This is a genomic window from Methylobacterium sp. SyP6R (genome assembly GCF_019216885.1).
In the GTDB taxonomy this organism is placed as follows: Bacteria; Pseudomonadota; Alphaproteobacteria; order Rhizobiales; family Beijerinckiaceae; genus Methylobacterium.
This window is the reverse complement of the sequence record NZ_JAAQRC020000001.1, coordinates 2,082,828-2,100,195: the sequence shown is the minus strand read 5'-3', so window position 1 is coordinate 2,100,195 and position 17,368 is coordinate 2,082,828. Positions and strand designations below refer to the sequence as shown.

Annotated in this window: 18 protein-coding genes; 7 read left to right on the top strand and 11 right to left on the bottom strand. The window is 69.8% G+C overall.

The window, feature by feature from the left end:
* Window positions 1-24 precede the first annotated feature (24 nt).
* The 3 genes from HBB12_RS09710 to HBB12_RS09700 form a co-directional block, all read right to left on the bottom strand.
* Window positions 25-1,053, bottom strand: a complete 1,029-nt coding sequence (locus HBB12_RS09710; RefSeq protein ID WP_236989156.1) for a cyclase family protein — start codon at window positions 1,051-1,053, stop codon at window positions 25-27.
* A 115-nt stretch (window positions 1,054-1,168) separates the two neighbouring features.
* Window positions 1,169-2,422 carry an ABC transporter substrate-binding protein gene (locus HBB12_RS09705; protein ID WP_236989155.1) on the bottom strand — a complete coding sequence of 418 codons (1,254 nt, stop codon included), beginning with the start codon at window positions 2,420-2,422 and terminating at the stop codon, window positions 1,169-1,171.
* A 141-nt stretch (window positions 2,423-2,563) separates the two neighbouring features.
* Complete coding sequence (locus HBB12_RS09700; protein WP_236989154.1) at window positions 2,564-3,250, bottom strand: histidine phosphatase family protein; 687 nt, start codon at window positions 3,248-3,250, stop codon at window positions 2,564-2,566.
* A 73-nt stretch (window positions 3,251-3,323) separates the two neighbouring features.
* Here HBB12_RS09700 and HBB12_RS09695 point away from each other — a divergent pair, with 73 nt between their 5' ends.
* From HBB12_RS09695 to HBB12_RS09685, 3 genes are all read left to right on the top strand, one after another.
* Window positions 3,324-3,725 (top strand): PaaI family thioesterase, encoded by a 402-nt coding sequence (locus HBB12_RS09695; RefSeq protein ID WP_236989153.1) that lies wholly within the window; start codon window positions 3,324-3,326, stop codon window positions 3,723-3,725.
* A gap of 111 nt (window positions 3,726-3,836) precedes the next feature.
* A complete protein-coding gene (locus HBB12_RS09690) occupies window positions 3,837-5,288 on the top strand; it encodes an MFS transporter (RefSeq protein ID WP_236989152.1) in 1,452 nt (483 codons plus the stop codon).
* Between the two features lie 289 nt (window positions 5,289-5,577).
* Entirely contained in the window at window positions 5,578-7,230 is a 1,653-nt protein-coding gene (locus HBB12_RS09685; RefSeq protein ID WP_236989151.1) for an alpha/beta hydrolase family protein, read from the top strand.
* Between the two features lie 37 nt (window positions 7,231-7,267).
* Here HBB12_RS09685 and HBB12_RS09680 read toward each other — a convergent pair whose 3' ends face one another.
* Window positions 7,268-8,353 (bottom strand): NAD(P)H-dependent flavin oxidoreductase, encoded by a 1,086-nt coding sequence (locus HBB12_RS09680; protein ID WP_236989150.1) that lies wholly within the window; start codon window positions 8,351-8,353, stop codon window positions 7,268-7,270.
* Window positions 8,354-8,708: 355 nt separating this feature from the next.
* On the opposite strand from HBB12_RS09680, the gene HBB12_RS09675 reads away from it, so the two are divergent.
* Window positions 8,709-10,238, top strand: a complete 1,530-nt coding sequence (locus HBB12_RS09675) for a DEAD/DEAH box helicase (RefSeq protein WP_236989149.1) — start codon at window positions 8,709-8,711, stop codon at window positions 10,236-10,238.
* A 78-nt stretch (window positions 10,239-10,316) separates the two neighbouring features.
* Here the strand turns inward: HBB12_RS09675 and HBB12_RS09670 are convergent, their stop codons facing one another.
* Window positions 10,317-11,027 carry an SIMPL domain-containing protein gene (locus tag HBB12_RS09670; protein WP_236989148.1) on the bottom strand — a complete coding sequence of 237 codons (711 nt, stop codon included), beginning with the start codon at window positions 11,025-11,027 and terminating at the stop codon, window positions 10,317-10,319.
* A 180-nt stretch (window positions 11,028-11,207) separates the two neighbouring features.
* Here HBB12_RS09670 and HBB12_RS09665 point away from each other — a divergent pair, with 180 nt between their 5' ends.
* Window positions 11,208-11,393, top strand: coding sequence for a YegP family protein (locus tag HBB12_RS09665; RefSeq protein ID WP_048432187.1), 186 nt, complete (start codon window positions 11,208-11,210; stop codon window positions 11,391-11,393).
* A gap of 15 nt (window positions 11,394-11,408) precedes the next feature.
* Here the strand turns inward: HBB12_RS09665 and HBB12_RS09660 are convergent, their stop codons facing one another.
* Both HBB12_RS09660 and HBB12_RS09655 read right to left on the bottom strand, forming a co-directional pair.
* Window positions 11,409-11,612: a DUF2283 domain-containing protein gene (locus tag HBB12_RS09660; protein WP_236989147.1), complete on the bottom strand. Its 204-nt coding sequence runs from the start codon at window positions 11,610-11,612 to the stop codon at window positions 11,409-11,411.
* A complete protein-coding gene (locus HBB12_RS09655; protein ID WP_272913257.1) occupies window positions 11,609-11,857 on the bottom strand; it encodes a DUF4258 domain-containing protein in 249 nt (82 codons plus the stop codon). Before HBB12_RS09655 ends, HBB12_RS09660 begins: the two co-directional genes overlap by 4 nt.
* Before the next feature lie 185 nt (window positions 11,858-12,042).
* Between HBB12_RS09655 and HBB12_RS09650 the strand changes: the two genes are divergently transcribed.
* Complete coding sequence (locus tag HBB12_RS09650) at window positions 12,043-12,357, top strand: hypothetical protein (RefSeq protein ID WP_236989146.1); 315 nt, start codon at window positions 12,043-12,045, stop codon at window positions 12,355-12,357.
* A gap of 162 nt (window positions 12,358-12,519) precedes the next feature.
* Entirely contained in the window at window positions 12,520-12,714 is a 195-nt protein-coding gene (locus tag HBB12_RS09645) for a hypothetical protein (protein ID WP_236989145.1), read from the top strand.
* 144 nt (window positions 12,715-12,858) lie between these two features.
* On the opposite strand, the gene HBB12_RS09640 is transcribed toward HBB12_RS09645, so the two are convergent.
* The 4 genes from HBB12_RS09640 to HBB12_RS09625 are packed head-to-tail and all read right to left on the bottom strand — an operon-like array spanning window position 12,859 to window position 17,359.
* A complete protein-coding gene (locus HBB12_RS09640; protein WP_236989144.1) occupies window positions 12,859-13,323 on the bottom strand; it encodes an NUDIX hydrolase in 465 nt (154 codons plus the stop codon).
* Between the two features lie 6 nt (window positions 13,324-13,329).
* The gene (locus HBB12_RS09635) at window positions 13,330-14,496 is read right to left on the bottom strand and encodes an ABC transporter permease (protein WP_236989143.1); all 1,167 of its coding nucleotides are present in this window, start codon (window positions 14,494-14,496) and stop codon (window positions 13,330-13,332) included.
* Window positions 14,493-15,518, bottom strand: a complete 1,026-nt coding sequence (locus HBB12_RS09630; RefSeq protein WP_236989142.1) for an ABC transporter permease — start codon at window positions 15,516-15,518, stop codon at window positions 14,493-14,495. The genes HBB12_RS09635 and HBB12_RS09630 overlap by 4 nt, the downstream gene beginning before the upstream one ends.
* The gene (locus HBB12_RS09625; protein ID WP_442919351.1) at window positions 15,515-17,359 is read right to left on the bottom strand and encodes an ABC transporter substrate-binding protein; all 1,845 of its coding nucleotides are present in this window, start codon (window positions 17,357-17,359) and stop codon (window positions 15,515-15,517) included. The genes HBB12_RS09630 and HBB12_RS09625 overlap by 4 nt, the downstream gene beginning before the upstream one ends.
* Window positions 17,360-17,368 lie beyond the last annotated feature (9 nt).

The window sequence follows — 17,368 nt, the reverse complement described above, 5'->3', positions numbered from 1 at the left end:
ATGGGAGGAGCCCTTCGATCTCGCTCACACCGTGGCGATCGGCGTCGTCGGCGAGCCGACCGCTCCCGGCAGCCGCAGGGGCGGCGCCGTGAGGAGGAAGCGGGAGCGCCCGTTCGCCCGCAGCCAGGTCGCGAGCGGGGTGAGATGCCACAATTCGCCGAGATTGACCCCGAGCCGGAACAGGCAATGCTCGTGGAGAGGCAGGGTGGCGCAGCAGCCGTCCCCCGGTAGGGCCGGATGGACCTCGACGGCGTAGTTGTCGGCGATCAGCGCGCAGAGCCCCGAATCGGTGATCCAGTTCAGGAGCTTGCGGTCGCGTCCGTCGAGGCCGGCGCAGAGGTCGTGGACGACGGCCGGATCGGGATTGCGGTTCATGCCGAGCAGCCGTTCGGCAAAGCCCGTATGCAGGCAGACCATGTCGCCGGGCTCGACCACGACCCCGTCGGCGTCGAGGATGCGGCGGAGCCGATCGTAGCCGACCGCCACCCGCGCATCGCCGAGATGGGCGTGGAGATCGATCAGCACGCCCCGGCCCTGCATGCCGCGCTCGGCCAGCCGCTCGATGCCGAGCGCCTGGGCGCGGGAGGGGGCGCCCGCCTCCTCCGCCGTCGCCGGTCCGGTGATGTCCGAGCCGGCCCGGAAGCCGTTATAGTAGACCGGGCGCGGGGTGCCGTCGCCCTCGACGTCGAACAGCGAGCCGACATGGGCGAGGCTGTCCCACTGCGTCGAGTATTGCAGGTGCAGCACCGCGAGGTCGTCGCTGATGACGTCGGTGGCGTCCGGCACCTCCTCGCAGACCGGGAAGTTCATGTTCGGCCGTCCGCTCGCCCGCACCGTCGGGCGGATTTGCGGTGCGTGGCGGCGGGGGTTCAGCACGTTACCGCCCGGGAAGTCGAGGGGCAGGCTGAGGCAGAAGGTCAGGCCCTCCCGCACCTCGGCCGCGCCCTGGCGGACTTTCTCGGGGGTCAGCAGGTTGAGCCGGCCGAGCTCGTCGTCGGGGCCGAAATCGCCCCAGGTCGAGCCCTCCGGGCGGCGGCGCCAGCGCAGGGTCATGAATGTAGCCCTCGCCGCTGGCGCTGCGAGGGCGGTCCGCCGCCCGCGCGGCGGCGCGCTGTTGCGCTCGCCGATGGCCGGGGGCCGTTCGATTGCGGTGTTCCGGCCATCGGGGTCATTTCTTCACCAGGGGGCAGCGGGAGGCGGACAAGGGCTGGAAGGCCTGATCGCCCGGAATCGTGGCGACGCGCTTGTAGAGGTCCCATGGCCCCGTCGATTCTTCGGGCTTCTTGACCTCGAACAGATACATGTCGTGGATCATGCGGCCGTCCTCCCGGATGCGCCCGCCCCGGGCGTAGAAGTCGTCGACCGGCATCTCGCGCATCGCCGTCATCACCGGCGCGGTCTCGTCGGTGCCGGCCTTCCGGACCGCCTTCAGGTAGTGCATCACCGTCGAGTAGACGCCGGCCTGGGACATGTTCGGCATCTTGCCGACACGCTCGAAATACCGCTTCGACCAGGCCCGGGTCTCGTCGTCGAGGTCCCAGTAGAAGCCCTCGGTGAGGAGCATGCCCTGCGTTGCCTTCAGCCCCAGGCTGTGCACGTCGCTGATATAGACCAGCAACCCGGCGAGCTTCTGCCCGCCTTGCGTCAGGCCGAACTCGGCGGCCTGCTTGATCGCGTTGGTGGTGTCGGCGCCGGCATTGGCGAGCCCGACCACCTTGGCGCCCGAACCTTGCGCCTGGAGCAGGAAGGACGAGAAATCGGCGTTGTTGAGCGGGGCCCGCACGCTGCCCAGCACCTTGCCGCCATTCGCCTTCACCACGGCGCTCGCGTCGCGCTCGAGGTCCTGGCCGAAGGCGTAGTCGGCGGTGACGAAGAACCACGAATCGCCGCCCGCCTTGACGGTGGCAAGCGCGGTGGAATGGGCCAGCGCGTAGGTGTCGTAGGCCCAGTGGACCGAGACCGGGGAACAGGCCTCGTTGGTGAGCCGCACCGAGCCGGGACCGTTGAACACGATCACCTTGTTCTTCGCCTTGGCGATGTCGGCGGCGGCGAGCGCGGTGGCGGAGGCGGCGACGTCCAGGATCGCGTCGACGCCGCCGGTATCGAACCAGGCCCGGGCGGTGGCCGCGGCGATGTCCGGCTTGTTCTGGTGGTCGGCGACCACGACCTCGATCGCGGCGCCCAGCACCGTGCCTCCGAAATCCTCCACCGCCATGCGGGCCGCCGCGGCGCTGCCGGGCCCGGTCACGTCGGCATAGGGCCCCGACATGTCGAGCAGGAAGCCGAGGCGCACGACACCGTCGGAGATCCTGGCCGAGATGCCTGCGGGGGTCTTCGGGGGATTGCCGGCAGGCGCCTGCTGCGCGCAGGCCGCCCCCTGCCACACCACGGCCAGAGCCGCCGCCAGAAGCGTTGTCCTCACCCGGTCCGTCCTTCGTCGAAGACGTTCGTTCGTGCGGTACGCCGTCGAGGGCGCCCGGGTGCATGGTCCGGACAAGGGGGCCCGGTTGTCAACTGCGGAGGAAGCGGCCGGTGCTGAAAAACCGGTATGGCCCCGATGCCGTCAGGCCGCCGGCCCGGCTCCCTCCGCAGCCCCGAGCCAGGGCTGGGCGTTCACCATCCCGACCCGCCAGCCCGCCCCGTCCGGGCCGGCATAATGGTCGAGGCGGGTGAGCGAGCAATTGTCGATCGCGAAGGCGAGGCCGCCCTGGGCCCCGAGATTCAGCGCGAGCGCGATCGCCGCCCGGATCGTGCCGCCATGGGCCACCGCCACGATGTCGCTGCCGCGATGCTCGGCGGTGAGCTCGGCGATGGCCGCGTTCACCCGCGCGCACAGCTCCGAAAAGCTCTCGCCCCCCGGCGGGCGCTCGTCGGCGGGGGCGAACCAGTAGCTCGCGGCTTCAGGCTGGCGCTCGGCGAAGAAGCGCGTCCGGTCCTGGCCCTGCCACTCGCCGAGATTCTGTTCGGCCAGGGCCGGCAGGGCCGTCAGGCGGGGGACATTGCCGTCCACCGTGAAGTCGCCGGCCTGCCACAGGGCCTCGGCGGTCTGGCGGGTGCGGCCGAGATGGCTCGCGACCCAGACCGCGCCGCGGGGCAGGACCGGAGCGAGGCCGGAGAAGACGTGGGCGTCGCTGCAATCGCACGCGATGTCGCTGCCGCCGTAGATGCGGCCGCCATCGCTCCGTACGGGGGCGTGACGCACCCACCACCAGCGGGTGCGGACGAAGGAGGTGGGGGTCGAAGCGCTCATGCTCCGTCATAGCGCGAATTGCCACGCCGGCGAACACTCCCCATAGCTGCGGCACCCGAGACGGAGCGAACGGATGGACGAGGCGGAGAACGGCATGATCTACGGCGCGGACATCCCGTTCGCCCGGCTCTGCGGCATCGAGGCGCTCGCCGTCGTCGAGGGGCGCACGCGGCTGCGACTGGAACTGGGACCGCAGCACGGCAACAACCTCGGCATCGCCCATGGCGGCATCCTCTGCACCCTCCTCGACATCGCGATGGGCACGGTGGCCCGGCTCACCGCCGGCCGGCCGGTGGTGACCCTCGACATGCAGACCCGCTTCCTCTCGCCCGGGAACGGGGTGCTCGTGGCCGAGGGGCGGGTGACGCGGGCCGGCCAATCGATCCTGTTCTGCGATGCCGAGATCCGCGACGAAGCCGGGCGGGTGGTGGCGACCGCCACGGGGGTGTTCAAGCCGGTCGGCGCCAAGGGGTAGGCGGAGTCTCGGCATCGGCCGCAGATGTTTCTCGGATGTTGCGGGTTCCCCTGGCGGCGCCGGGAGCCATGTTCGCGGGCACAGGTCGGTTTGCGAGCCGGAAGGGCCTCGATGACGCGTTCCCTCAGCCCCCGCACCGCCCCCGGCGGCGTGATCGAAACCGACGTGTCGGCCCGGCTCGACCGGCTGCCCTGGGGCCGGTTCCACACGCTGGTGGTGCTGGCGCTCGGCATCACCTGGGTGCTCGACGGGCTCGAGGTGACGCTGGCGGGCGCGCTCGCCGGTGCACTGAAGGCGAGCCCGACGCTCCGGTTCTCCAATGCCGAGATCGGGCTCGCCACCTCGAGCTACCTCGCCGGCGCGGTGCTCGGTGCCGTCGGATTCGGGTGGCTGACCGACCGGCTCGGGCGGAAAAAACTCTTCTTCATCACGCTCGCGGTCTACCTCGCGGCCACCGCCGCCACCGGCCTGTCCTGGAACCTGTGGAGCTTCTGCGTCTTCCGCTTCCTCACCGGCGCCGGCATCGGCGGCGAGTACACGGCGATCAACTCGACCATTCAGGAACTGATCCCGGCCCGCGCCCGCGGCTGGACCGACCTCGTCATCAACGGCAGCTTCTGGCTCGGCGCGGTGCTCGGCGCCGGCACCTCGCTGGTCGTGCTCGACCCCGCCCTGTTCGGGCCGGATCTCGGCTGGCGCGTCGCCTTCTGGCTCGGCGCGTTCCTCGGGCTCGTCATCCTGTTCTTGCGCACCTGGATCCCCGAGAGCCCGCGCTGGCTGATGACCCATGGCCGGCACGAGGAGGCCGAGGCGCTGGTCGCCGGGATCGAAGCGCGCTTCCGCAAGGAGGGCCACGTCCTGAGCGACGGCCCGTTCCCGAAGGCGCGGCTGCGCCAGCGCAGCCACACGCCGCTCTCGGAGGTGGTGTCCGCGCTCAAGGCCTACCGGCAGCGGGCGGGGGTGGGGCTCGCGCTGATGTCCGCCCAGGCCTTCTTCTACAACGCGATCTTCTTCACCTACGCGCTGATCCTGATCGACTTCTACAAAGTGCCGGCGGACGGGGTCGGCTGGTACATCCTGCCCTTCGCCGCCGGCAACTTCCTGGGGCCGGTGCTGCTCGGCCGTCTGTTCGACACGCTCGGCCGCAAACCCATGATCGCCTTCACCTACGGGATGTCGGGCGTGCTGCTGGCCTTGAGCGGCTGGGCGTTCCAGCAGGAGATCGTCACCGCGACGACCCTGACCTTATGCTGGATGGCGGTGTTCTTCTTCGCGTCGGCTGCGGCGAGTTCGGCCTATCTCACGGTGAGCGAGGTGTTTCCCCTCGAGATCCGGGCGCTCGCCATCGCGCTGTTCTACGCGGTCGGCACCTCGGTCGGGGCGGTCGGGCCGGCCCTGTTCGGGGTGCTGATCGAGGGCCATTCGCGCAACGCCATCTTCGGCGGCTACCTGCTGGCATCCGTGCTGATGATCGCCGCCGGGGTGGTGGCGGGAATCTGGGGCGTGGCGGCGGAGCGGAAGTCTCTGGAGGATGTGGCGCGGCCGTTGGCGGCGGAGGAGTAGGCGCGCAGACCGAACACGCAGGGGACGGCTCAAGCTCGGCCGTTCCGGCACGAGAGACGCGTCACGATCGCGGCTCTCGTTGAGCTTGCCCAGATCTTTGATTGTGCCGCATTTTCTTCGACGAACCGGTATCCGCTTCGTCGGACGATGCTCTATTCTCATCAGGAAGTTGCACTGGCGCCGCGTGACGGAAGCGGGCACTGTCGTCACTTGCCCATCAGACGGCGCGATCGGCAGTTGAAGTCAGGCAGTCATTGCAAAAAATTATACGCAACCGGGAGGAAACGTCATGCCGGCTCCGACCACGCAGAATTTCTTCGACGCCTCGAACTGGGTCTACGGCTATAGCGACAGCAACGCGCTGCCGCCGATCCCGGTCGGCTTGACGCCGTTCTATTACAAGACCGATCAGTTCGATTCCGGCCTGCTTCCGAGCGGGTTTCACGGCGCGGCCTTCCTCATTCCCGGCGTCCCGCCGCAGGTGATCATCGCCTTTGAGGGCACCGACGTCTCGGGCCTCGACACGAGGCCCGACTTCCTGCTGGCGCAGCTCGAAGCGGATGTGAGCCTCTTCGTCGGGGTCGTCCCGCAGGCCTTGCGCGACGCGGCGGCCTTCACCCAGGAGGTGCTCACCGCGGCGAACGCGCAAGGCATCCAGGCCGGCCAGGTCCACCTCACCGGCCATTCCCTCGGGGCCGCTGCGGCGTCCTACGCCTCGACGCGCACGGGCCTCGACGGGACGACCTTCGCGGCGCCGGGGCTTCCCTCCAACGCGGTCCCGTTCGGCGGCGCCGGCACCCTGACCAACTACGTCGATTACGGCGATCCCGTCGGGAATTACAGCGCCACCCCCAACAATATCGAGGACGGATTCCTCTATTCCAACGCGATCCGGCGCGTCGGCGATCCGCGCTACATCGGGGACATCCTGGATTCCGGGCTCCTCGCCGCCGCCGCGGCGTCGGCGGCGCCGGGCAATCCCGATCCGGTGCGCGCCGCCGGTCTCGTCGGGCTCGGGGCCCTGGCGGCGGAGTATCATCCTCTCACGAATTACGGCGAGGACCTGAACCTCCTCCTCACCGATACGCCCGTGCTGGCCGATGGCAGCCGGATCGTCTCCGGCAAGGACTATGCCCAGTTCTACGGCGACATCATCGACCGGAATTTCCTGGTCGGCGATGCGTTCTACGCCATCCACAATCCCGACGTGCGCGAAGCGGGCATCGATGCGGAGCGGCATTACGACCAGTACGGCTGGCGCGAGGGCCGCGACCCCGACGCCTTCTTCTCCACCACCGGCTACCTCGCCGCCAATCCGGACGTCCGCGCGGCGAACGTCAACCCGCTGCAGCATTTCGACCAGTATGGCTGGCGGGAGGGGCGCGATCCGTCGGCGGAGTTCGACACCGGGCTCTATCTCAAGAACAACCCGGACGTCGCCGCGGCCGGGATCGATCCTCTCGCCCATTACCTGCAATACGGCCGGGCCGAGGGCCGGGAGATCGACGCCGCCATCGGCCCGGCCGCCTCGTTCATCCACGGGTCGTTCGACGCCGAATATTATCTCCTCGCCTATGACGACGTGGCGGCGGCGGCTCTGCGCAGCGGCGGCGATACGCTCGACTACGCCTACCGGCATTACGAGCAGTATGGCTGGCGCGAGGGGCGCGATCCGAACGCGCTCTTCGACACCAAGGGCTACCTCGCCGCCTACGGGGACGTGAAGGCGGCCGGGATCGACCCGCTGATGCACTACGACGTTTACGGCTGGAAGGAGGGCCGCGACCCGTCGAAGGGATTCGATACGACGGAATACCTCGCGGCCTACGGCGACGTCGCCCAGGCGCGTATCGATCCGCTGACCCATTACCTGCAATACGGCGCCCTCGAAGGGCGCTCGACCTTCGGGGATGGCACGTTCGGCGCCGGCGCCACCGGCTGAACGGACCGGCTCCGTCCCCCCGCGGCGGGGGGCGGCGCTACCGCAACAGATCCCCGACTCCCGCCCAGATCCCCGCCGCCACCTCGCCCGCCGGCACCGCCCGCGCCAGCCCCGCCGCCTGCCCGGCCCAGGCCTGCATCCGGCCGATGTCGCCCGCCTTCACCGCCGCCTCGCGCATGCCCTGCGTCAGGCCGCGCTGGACCGGGTAGGGGGCGGGCGCCGGGGCATCCGGCTCTGCCGCCGCCGCGACGTAGTCCGTCGCGAGGCTGCGGCCGGTGCGGCCGCTGAAGGCGCGGGTGAGCCGCGTGTCCTCGGGGCGGGCGCGGCCGAGGGCGTGGCTCCAAGCGGCGGGGATCCCTGCCTCGGGGCAGCGCAGGAAACCGGTGCCGACCTGGACGGCGCTGGCGCCGAGGAGCATGGCCGCCGCGGCCCCGCGGGCATCGACGATGCCGCCGGTGGCGACGACCGGGATCCTCACCGCATCGACCACCGCCGGCAGCAAGGCCATCAGGCCGACCGCGCGAGCCTCGGCCTGCCCGGCCAGGAAGCTCCCGCGATGGCCGCCGGCCTCGGCGCCCTGGGCCACCAGTGCGTCGGCGCCGGCTGCCTCGGCGGCCAAAGCCTCCGCCACCGTCGTGACGGTGGCCCACCAGGCGATCCCGCGCGCTTTCAGCCGCGCCACGACATCCGGCGGGTAGAGCCCCATGATCGAGGAGACGATGCGGGGCCTGGCCTCGATCACCGCCGCGCACTGGGCCGCGAAATCGGGCGGCGCGGCGTCGCCGGCCTCCGGCGGCACCGCCGGGCCGAACCGGCCGAGGAAGGTGCGCAAGGCCGCCTCGTGGTCGGGGTCGCGGGCGGGGGCGGGATCGGGAATCCACAGGTTGATCTGGAACGGGCCGGCCTCCCGCACCGCATCGGCCCAGGCCAGGATCGCCGCGGGCTGCATCAGAAGCGCCCCGCAGGCCCCGAGCCCGCCGGCCCGCATCACCGCGACCGAGAGCGCCGGCGGGCAGGCCCCGGCCATCGGGGCGAGGAGGAGCGGCCGGCGCAGGCCGTAGGCGGCGGCGAAGGCGTCCGCGCGGGCAAGCGCAGGGTGGCGGGCGGACAGGGTGGCCGACATTGCGGGGCTCCGACCTGAAAACACTCTCCGGCCGCATCGGACACCGGGCGTCCCCCGGCCGCAAGCGTCCACCGCACGGGTGCCACGCGGGCGACGCAGCGTCCGCCGATTGACTTCGCACCCGCACAACGCCATATGGCGGATTGCAGCGTCAGCGGCCGATCGCGGTCCGCTCGAGAGGGCTGCGTGACGGATTTCGCCGCGGCACCTGCGCGGCAGGCCCGGCCCTCTCTTAATCGCTCGTCCCTCGGATCGCCCCATCACGCGGGTGGTCTCCTGACATCGGATCGCGATGAAGGCCGCGCCTTGCGCGCGCCTTGCGGCGATCCCGCTGCCAAATACCAAGAAGATTCACTTGACCCAGTTCACCGATTTCGGCCTCGCGGCGCCGATCCTGAAGGCGCTCGCCCAGGCCGGCTATGTCACGCCGACCCCGATCCAGGCCCAGGCGATCCCGCCGGCCATGCAGGGCAAGGACCTGTGCGGCATCGCGCAGACCGGCACCGGCAAGACCGCCTCCTTCGCGCTGCCGATCCTGCACCGTCTCGCCAGCGAGAGCCCGTCCAAGCCCGCGCCGCGCCGCGGCTGCCGCGTGCTGGTGCTCGCGCCCACCCGCGAGCTCGCCAGCCAGATCGCCGACAGCTTCAACGAGTACGGCCAGTTCCTGAAGCTCACCACCACGGTGGTGTTCGGCGGCGTCACGATCGGCCGCCAGGAGCGGGCGCTCGCGGGCGGCGTCGACGTGCTGGTCGCCACCCCGGGCCGGCTGCTCGACCTGATCGACCGCCGCTCGCTCACCCTCGACGGCGTCGAGTACCTCGTCCTCGACGAGGCCGACCAGATGCTCGATCTCGGCTTCATCCACGCCCTCAAGCGGATCGTGAAGCTGCTGCCGGCCCAGCGCCAGAGCCTGTTCTTCTCGGCCACCATGCCGAAGAACATCGCCGGCCTCGCCGACCAGTACCTGAAGAACCCGGTCCAGGTCGCGGTGACCCCGGTCGCCACCACCGCCGAGCGGGTCGACCAGAAGGTCGTCTTCGTGCCGACGGGCTCGAAGCAGTCGCTGCTCGCCACCATCCTGCGCGACGAGGCGATCGACCGGGTGCTGGTCTTCACCCGCACCAAGCACGGCGCCGACCGCGTGGTGCGCGGCCTGGAGCGCGACGGCATCGGTTCGGCGGCGATCCACGGCAACAAGTCGCAGCCGCAGCGCGAGCGGGCGCTCGCCGCCTTCCGCGCCGGCACCTGCCGGGTGCTGGTGGCGACCGACATCGCCGCCCGCGGCATCGACGTCGACGGCGTGTCCCACGTCGTCAACTTCGACCTGCCGAACGTGCCGGAGGCCTACGTTCACCGCATCGGCCGCACCGCACGGGCCGGCAAGGACGGTCTGGCGATCTCGTTCTGCAACGACGAGGAGCGCGCCTACCTTCGCGACATCGAGCGCCTGACCCGCCAGAAGGTGCCGGTGATGGCGATCCCCGAGGGCTTCGTGCCCCCGAGCCGCGAGGAGGCGGCGCAAGCGGTGGCCGAGGCCGAGCGCGACCGTCGCCAGCCCGGCTCGGGTCCGCGCGGCCAGCGCCCCGGCGGCGGTCGCCAGGGCCAGCAGCCCGGCGGCCAACGCCAGGGCCGCCCCGGCGGTGGCCAGGGTCAGCCGCGCCACGGCGCCGGCCGGCCGCAGGAGCACCGCGAGCCGCGCGCGCATGAGGGTCGCGGCGGGCAGGATACCCGCGGCGGGCAGCATGAGGGCCGTCAGGGTCGTCCGCAGGGCCAGGGCCGTCCTCAGGGCGGCCAGCGCGCCGACGGCAACCGCCAGCAGCGCCCGGCGGGTGGGGCCAACCGCGACGGCCGCTCGATCGGCTGGCTCGACCGCGCCCCGCGCTGATCGGCCCGATCCGCGTTGAAGACTTCGAGGCCCGCGCTTCTGGACAGGAGCGCGGGCTTCTCGCGTTCGGGGGCTACTTCAGCGCGGTGCGATCCGCCAGCGGATCGTCACGCCGGCGGAGAACGTCACAACCGCCGGCGGGATGATCTGGGCGACGCGTGAGCGCGGCATATCGGCGTAGCCGTCCGGCGGCGAGGCTTCGCCGTCGGTGATCTCCGTGATCTCCACCAGCTTCAGGTCCGCGGCCTCGGCGTAGATACGCGCCTGCTCGCGGGCATCGAGCACGGCGGCGCGCCGTGCCTCGTTGAGGGCCTGGCGCTCCGAGGCGACCGCGTAGGTGACCTTGCGGACCTCGACGATTCCGCTCGCCGCCAGCCGGTTGACCGCGTCGTCGACGCTTCCGACGGATGGGACGGTCAGGGTCATTTCCGTGATGGCGGTGAACGGCTGATCCGGCGGCTTCGGGTTCGGGTTGTCGGCCGTGCGGTACGGCTCGGATGCCCGGTTCAGGCGAAAGACGCTCTTCTCCACCGTCACGCCGGCGGTCTCGAGCGACTTGAGATTCTCCTGCGTGCGCCGGGTCGGTTCTCGATGCGCGTCCACCGCGCCGTCGAGGGTCTTTCCCCGGGTGACGATCGCGATGTCGACCCGCGCGAGATCCGGCTTGCCGGCGAACTGGCCCGTCCCGCGGACGGAGAGGACGTTGCCCCGTCGCGGCGCCTCTGACGCATCCTGAGCGGAGGCCGGCACGATCATGACCATCAGCAACGGCAGCACGGTGAATCGCATGGGGACCGATCTCCGCCGGGACAGCGACCCGTCGCGCCCGGCCGGAGACAGGGACGTCCGACATGACGGCGGGATGATGACGGCTCCTCAGGCCCTCGCACGCCCTCCTGCCTCTCGGCGTTGTCGTCCATCCGCACGGCCCCATCTGTTGCCGTGACACATCATGGCAGGAGACCGGCGATGCGCTTCGAACTCTATCGCGACGGCAAGGGCGAGTGGCGCTGGCGCCTGCGGGCCGAGAACGGCGAGGTGGTGGCCGATTCGGGCGAGGGCTATGTCCGCCGCGAGGATTGCGAGCACGGCATCGCGCTCGTGAAGGGCGCGACCAACGCCCGGGTCGTCGACATGACGCTCAAGATGGCCTGACGGCGGCAGCCGACTTCATGCCGCCTCGGACCCGAGCGTCCGGATGTCGGCACCAGCTGCGAGCGCTACCGACGCGTCGAGGATTTCCAGGGCGACGAGCCGGCCGTCCGCGTCGAAGTCGAGGATAAGGCCGGGCCTGACCTCCTCGCTCTCGACGACCTGTGCGTCGGCGAAACGCACGTAAAGAGCGTCGGCTTCGTCGTCATACCGCAGTTTCACGTCACTCGCCTCCGCCGGTCCAGGAACGTCGTCACAACGATGCAGCCCTCGGGCACTGGTCTGTATACCACGCAAAGGATGCGACCGCCGCATTCTGGAATCGCCGCGAAGGCCTGGAGAAGGGTCGGGTCCCTTACATCCGACTCGATCTGGTCGGGCTGACGGACCGTTCGTTCGACCCACTCGGAATCCAAACTCCGTTCCCCCATCACCGTTCGGGCATGGGCCGTGTACGTGAATTGCATCTGCCGATCGTCTCCTGGCGGGACAGCCACGGACCGACAGTAGCAACACGTTGTTAAGCATCGACCAACGTTTGGGGCGCTCGTCCGACGCGATCCGCGCACGGGAAGGCGCAACGCTTTTCCGCTCCCGTGCGTTTCTGCCGTCCATGCCTCCCTTCGGAGGCCCGCACGAACGAGGGACCCACGTGCTGAAGACCGTGATGCTGGCCGCTGGCCTGATCCTGGGTGGCGTTGCCGCCATGCCGCAGGGTGCCACCGCCGCTCCCCTGACCGAGACCGCCGCCGCGCCCGACGTCTCCGCGGTTCCGACCGCCTGGGCCCAGTACGGCTATTACGGCCGCCACCGCCATTGGGGACCCCGCCACGGCTATTACGGCCACCGTCGCCATTTCGGCCCGCGCTACGGCTTCGGCGGCCCGCGCCACTGGGGCCACCACCGGGGTTGGGGACCTCATCGCGGCTGGGGCCACGGCCCGCGCGGCTATTACCGCGGTTTCTGAACCGTTGCGCCCGCCGGCCGCCCCATCCGGGGCGGCCGTGCCATAGTATCGCCCCATCTATGACCTTGGCTGTAAGGGCTTGGCCGTTCCGGCGGCCGGGCTTGGCGTCACGAGCGGGTCCAGTCAAAGGGCGGGCCCGCCCCACAACCAAGGGGAACCGGAATGTCGCACAGCATCGCGGAGCGCCGTCGGCGCGTCGAAGCGCAGCTTCAGGACTACGAGCGGACCCTCGCCGAGATCCGCTCCTCGGCGGGCCTTGGGGCCAACAGCCGCGCCCTCCAGCTCCAGCATGCCCGCCTGATCTCCCAGGCGCGCACCGAGCTGGCGTCGCTGGACGTCGAAGAGGCCAGCCTCTAGAGAGCTTCACGATCGCGTTGCAATCGCGAAGCTCTCTAAGTCCTTGTTATGCCGCATTTTCTGCGACGAACCGGTTTCCACTTCGTCGAAAAATGCTCTAGCAGCCGAAATCCTCCGGTCCCGCGGTCCTGCGCGGGACCTTTCCTATGCGGCTTTCTCGAGGAGAGTGCGGGCCGCGTCGTACAGGTCTACGACATCCTCCGGATAGATCCGCATCCCGGGCGCCGCCAGCTCCGCCCGCGACCACCAGCGATGCTCGGCCAGGGCCTCGATCTCGTCGGGCGTCCAGCCGTCGCGGGAGAGGGGAGCGGGTCCGGCCCGCATCGCGAAGAAGCGCTCGCGCGCACTGACCCACTCGCCGTTCATCAATTGCATCGTGAACCGGCGCTCGCCGATCTCGGGGGCGGCCGCCGGGCAGGTGAGGCCGGTCTCCTCCCGCAACTCCCGGATCGCCGCCTCCAGGAAGCTCTCGCCCGGCTCGACGGCGCCGCCCGGCGTCGCCCAGTACTCGCTCCCGGCGAGCGCGCCTTTGCGGAAGGCGAAGCGGAACAGGAGCAGCTGGCCCTCGCCGTCGAGGACGAGGAGCCGGGAGGCGGGGCGCTCGCGCATCGTGGCCTAATGGTAGGGATCGGCCGCGTCGCGCAGGCCGTCGCCGAGGAAGTTGAAGGCCAGCACCACGATCACCACCGGCAGGATCGGCGCCAGCAGCCAGGGATGGAGCTGCACCGCCGCGAGGTTCTGGGCTTCGTTGAGCAGCACGCCCCAGCTCGTCACCGGGGTGCGCAGGCCGAGGCCCAAGAACGACAACGCCGTCTCGCCCAGGATCATCGAGGGGATCGACAGGGTCGCCGAGGCGATCAGGTGGCTCATGAAGTTCGGGATCAGGTGGCGGGCGATGATCCGGCTCTTCGAGGCCCCCATCAGCTCGGCGGCGCGGACGTAATCCTCCTCGCGGAGCGCCAGCAGCTTCGAGCGCACGGCGCGGGCGAGGCCCGGCCAGTCGAGGAGGCCGAGGATCAGCGTGATGCCGAAGAAGACCAGGATCGGGCTCCAGTTCGGCGGCAGCGCCGCCGAGAGCGCGAGCCAGAGCGGCAATTCGGGCAGCGAGCGCAGGATCTCGATCACGCGCTGGATCAGGTTGTCGACCCAGCCGCCGAGATAGCCGGCGAGCCCGCCGAAGAACAGCCCGAGGGCGAAGGACACCGCGATGCCGACGAGGCCGACGGTGAGCGAGATCCGGGTGCCCGAAATGATCCGCGAGAGCAGGTCTCGCCCGAGCCGGTCGGTGCCGAGCAGGAACATCGTCCCGTCCTTCGGCGGGCAGACCAGGTGCCAGTCGGTATCGACCAGGCCCCAGAAGGAATAACCCTCGTCGCGGCAGAAGAAGCGCAAGCGCTGCACGACCGTGCGATCGACCGTGTACTTGCGCTGGAAGCTTTCGATGTCGAAGGTGAAGTGGTAGGGATGGGTGTAGGGCCCGACCCATCGGCCCTCGTGGAACAGGTGGATGGACTGGGGCGGCGCGTACAGGTAATCGCCGTGGCGCTTGGCCGGGTTGTAGGGCGCGATCACCTCGACAAAGGGGATCAGCGCGTAGAAGACGATCAGGATCAGCCCCGCCGCCACCGCCACCCGGTGCTTGCGGAACTTCCACCAGGTCAGGCGCCAGGACGAGGCACGGTCGACGGCGCTGCTCTCCGCGCCCACCGGCTCGGTGCGGCCGGGGTCGAAGGGGGCGGTATCGACGAAGTGGTGCGGCCGGTCCCGCAATTCCAGACTCATCGACCGTCCCCTCCGAGGCGGATGCGCGGATCGAGCCAGGCGAGCAGCAGGTCGGAGATCAGCATGCCGATCACCGTGAGCATCGCCACGAACATCAGGATGAAGCCGGCCAGGAACTGGTCCTGGCTCTTGAGGGCGGCGAGCAGGATCGGCCCGACGGTCGGCAGGCTGAGCACCAGCGACACCAGCACCGAGCCCGAGATGAGATGGGGCAGGAGGTTGCCGATATCGGCGATGAACGGGTTCAGCGACATCCGGAACGGATACTTGATCAGCGCGCGGGTCGGCGGCAGGCCCTTGGCGCGCGCCGTCACGACGTATTGCTTGCCCAGTTCGTCGAGGAGGTTGGCGCGCATCCGCCGGATCATCGCGGCGGTGCCGCCCAGCCCGATCACCAGGGTCGGGACGACGAGATGGGCCATGAGCGAGCGCACCTTCTCCCAGGTCCAGGGCAGGCCCGAATAGGCGCTGTCGTAGAGCCCGCCGATCGACACCCCGAACCAGCGGTTGGCGTAGAACAGCATCACCAGCGCCAGCAGGAAGGACGGCGTGGCGAGCCCGATATAGCCGACGAAGGTCGCCACGTAATCGCCGATCGAGTATTGCCGCGTCGCCGAGTAGAGGGCGATCGGGATCGACACCAGGTGGACGAAGATCACCACCGCCAGGTTGACGACGAGCGTCAGCCAGAGCGCGTCGCCCACCACCTCGCGCACCGGCCGGTCATACTCGAACGACCAGCCCCAATTGCCCTGGATCAGGCCGTTGAAGGCACCTTCCGGGTTGGGCCAGAGCCCGATCCAGCGCAGGTACTGCTCCCAGACCGGGCGGTCGAGGCCGTATTGCTGCATCAGGAACTGCGCCTTGGCGACGGACGCCGCCTCGCCCTGCGAGCGCAATTCGGCGATCTGATTAGTGAGGAAGTCGCCCGGCGGCAGCTTGATGATGACGAAGACGAGGGCGGAGATGATGAGCAGCGTGACCGCCATGGTGAGGAGGCGGCGGGCGAGGTAGCGGATCACCGCGAGGCCTCCTTCGGGTTCGGCCCCCAGAAGAACTGGTCCATGCGGTAGATCCCGATCAACGCGGTCGGCTTCCAGCTGTAGGTCTGCTTGTCGGGCACGTTGAGGAGCCGGGTCTTGGCGACCACCGGCTGGAGCGCGCCCGAGACGGTGCCGATCACCCACTGGTTCTCGGCCCGGTTCTGGAGCATCTCGCCCCAGATCTTGGCCTGCTCGGCATTGTCCGCGGTCGCCATCCAGCGCGCGTTGAGGTCGATCAGCACCTTCGCCGCGGGGATGTCGCAGGGCTCGCCTTCCTTGCCCCGCGTCTCGACGTACTGGCCCCATTTCGGCCAGGCATAGGTGTCCTGGTGGACTGGCGCCAATTCGTCGGGCGACATCTCGGCGGTCGGCATCGCCAGATCGAGCCCTTGCGCCGCCACCATCACGGCGGCGCCGGAATAGGCGCGGTTGCGCAGGACCGTGCGGTCCTGCGGCTTGACGAACAGCTTGACGCCGATCTCGCGCCAGAATTCCGAGATCAGGGTCAGCCCGTCGGTGAGCATGCTGCTCTCGCCGTCGGTCTCGACCACGATCTCCAGTTCGCGCCCGTCGGGCAGCAGGCGGATGCCGGCGCCGTTGCGCTCTGTCAGCCCGATCTCGTCGAGGAGGCGGGAGGCCTGCGCCGGATCGTAGTCGGCGTAGAGCGTGCGGTATTCCGGCTTGTAGAGCGGGCTCTTCTCGATGACCGTGTCGTTGCCCTCGGTGCCCAGCCCGAACAGCAGGGCGTTGTTGAGCGTGCGCCGGTCGATGGCGAGCGAGAGCGCCCGGCGGTAGCGCAGGTCGCGGTTGAGGGTGCGCCAGACCGGATCGGTGACGGTCAGGTTGGGGTAGAGCGCCAGTTCCGAGCCGCGGGCGGTGGGCCAGAGATGGGTGCGGTAGCCCTTGGCGCGCTCGCCCTCGCGCAGGATCGGGATGTCCTCCATGTTGAGGCCGCGAAACAAGAGGTCGGCCTCGCCGGCATTGGCCTTGGCGGCGAGCAGCCCGCCGGCCGCGACATCCATGAAGACCTTGTCGATATAGGGCAGTTGCTGTCCGTTGGCGTCGACCCGGTGGTAATAGGGGTTGCGTACGAAGACGAAGCGGGCCGCCGGCGCGGTGTTGGTGACGCGCCAGGGCTGGAGCGTCGGCAGGTCCGGGTTGGTCTGCTCGAACATCGCGTCGAGCCGGTTGTGGAGCGCCGCCCAGCCCTTGACCTTCGCCTGCTTCACCAGCGGCTCGATCTCGGCCTTCGGCGTGTAGCGCGGGTTGAACTTCTTCAGGTAATGCGCCGGCCGGTAGATGAAGGGATCGCGCGGCGAGGCCAGTTCCGGCAGGAAGCGTGGATTCGGCTTGTCCCAGGTGAAGCGGACATGCCGCGGATCGATCACCTCGAAGCGCGGCGGCTGCCCGTCGACCATCATGAATTCCGGCGGGCCGGACGGGCTCAGATCCTTGCTGAGGGCGACGTCTTCCCACCAATAGCGGATGTCCTCCGCCGTGAACGGCTGGCCGTCGGACCAGCGATGGCCCTCGCGCAAGGTGAAGGTATAGATCCGGTCGCCGTCGTTCTCGAATTTTTCGAGGATGTCGGCCTTGATCGCGAGGCTTTCGTCGTAGCCGACGAGGCGGGTGTAGCTGTAGGTCGAGATGTAGCGGATGTCCCGGGCCTTCGAGACCAGGGTGACCACGTCGCCGCCGGGTTTGCCGATCTGGCGGCCTTGGGTGGTGGACTCGACGACCAGGGGTTGCCTGGGCAGGCGGTCGGAGGGGGATTCGGCCGCGAGGGCAGGGGAGGCAAGGAGCGGCAGCAGAACGGACAGGACGGCGCC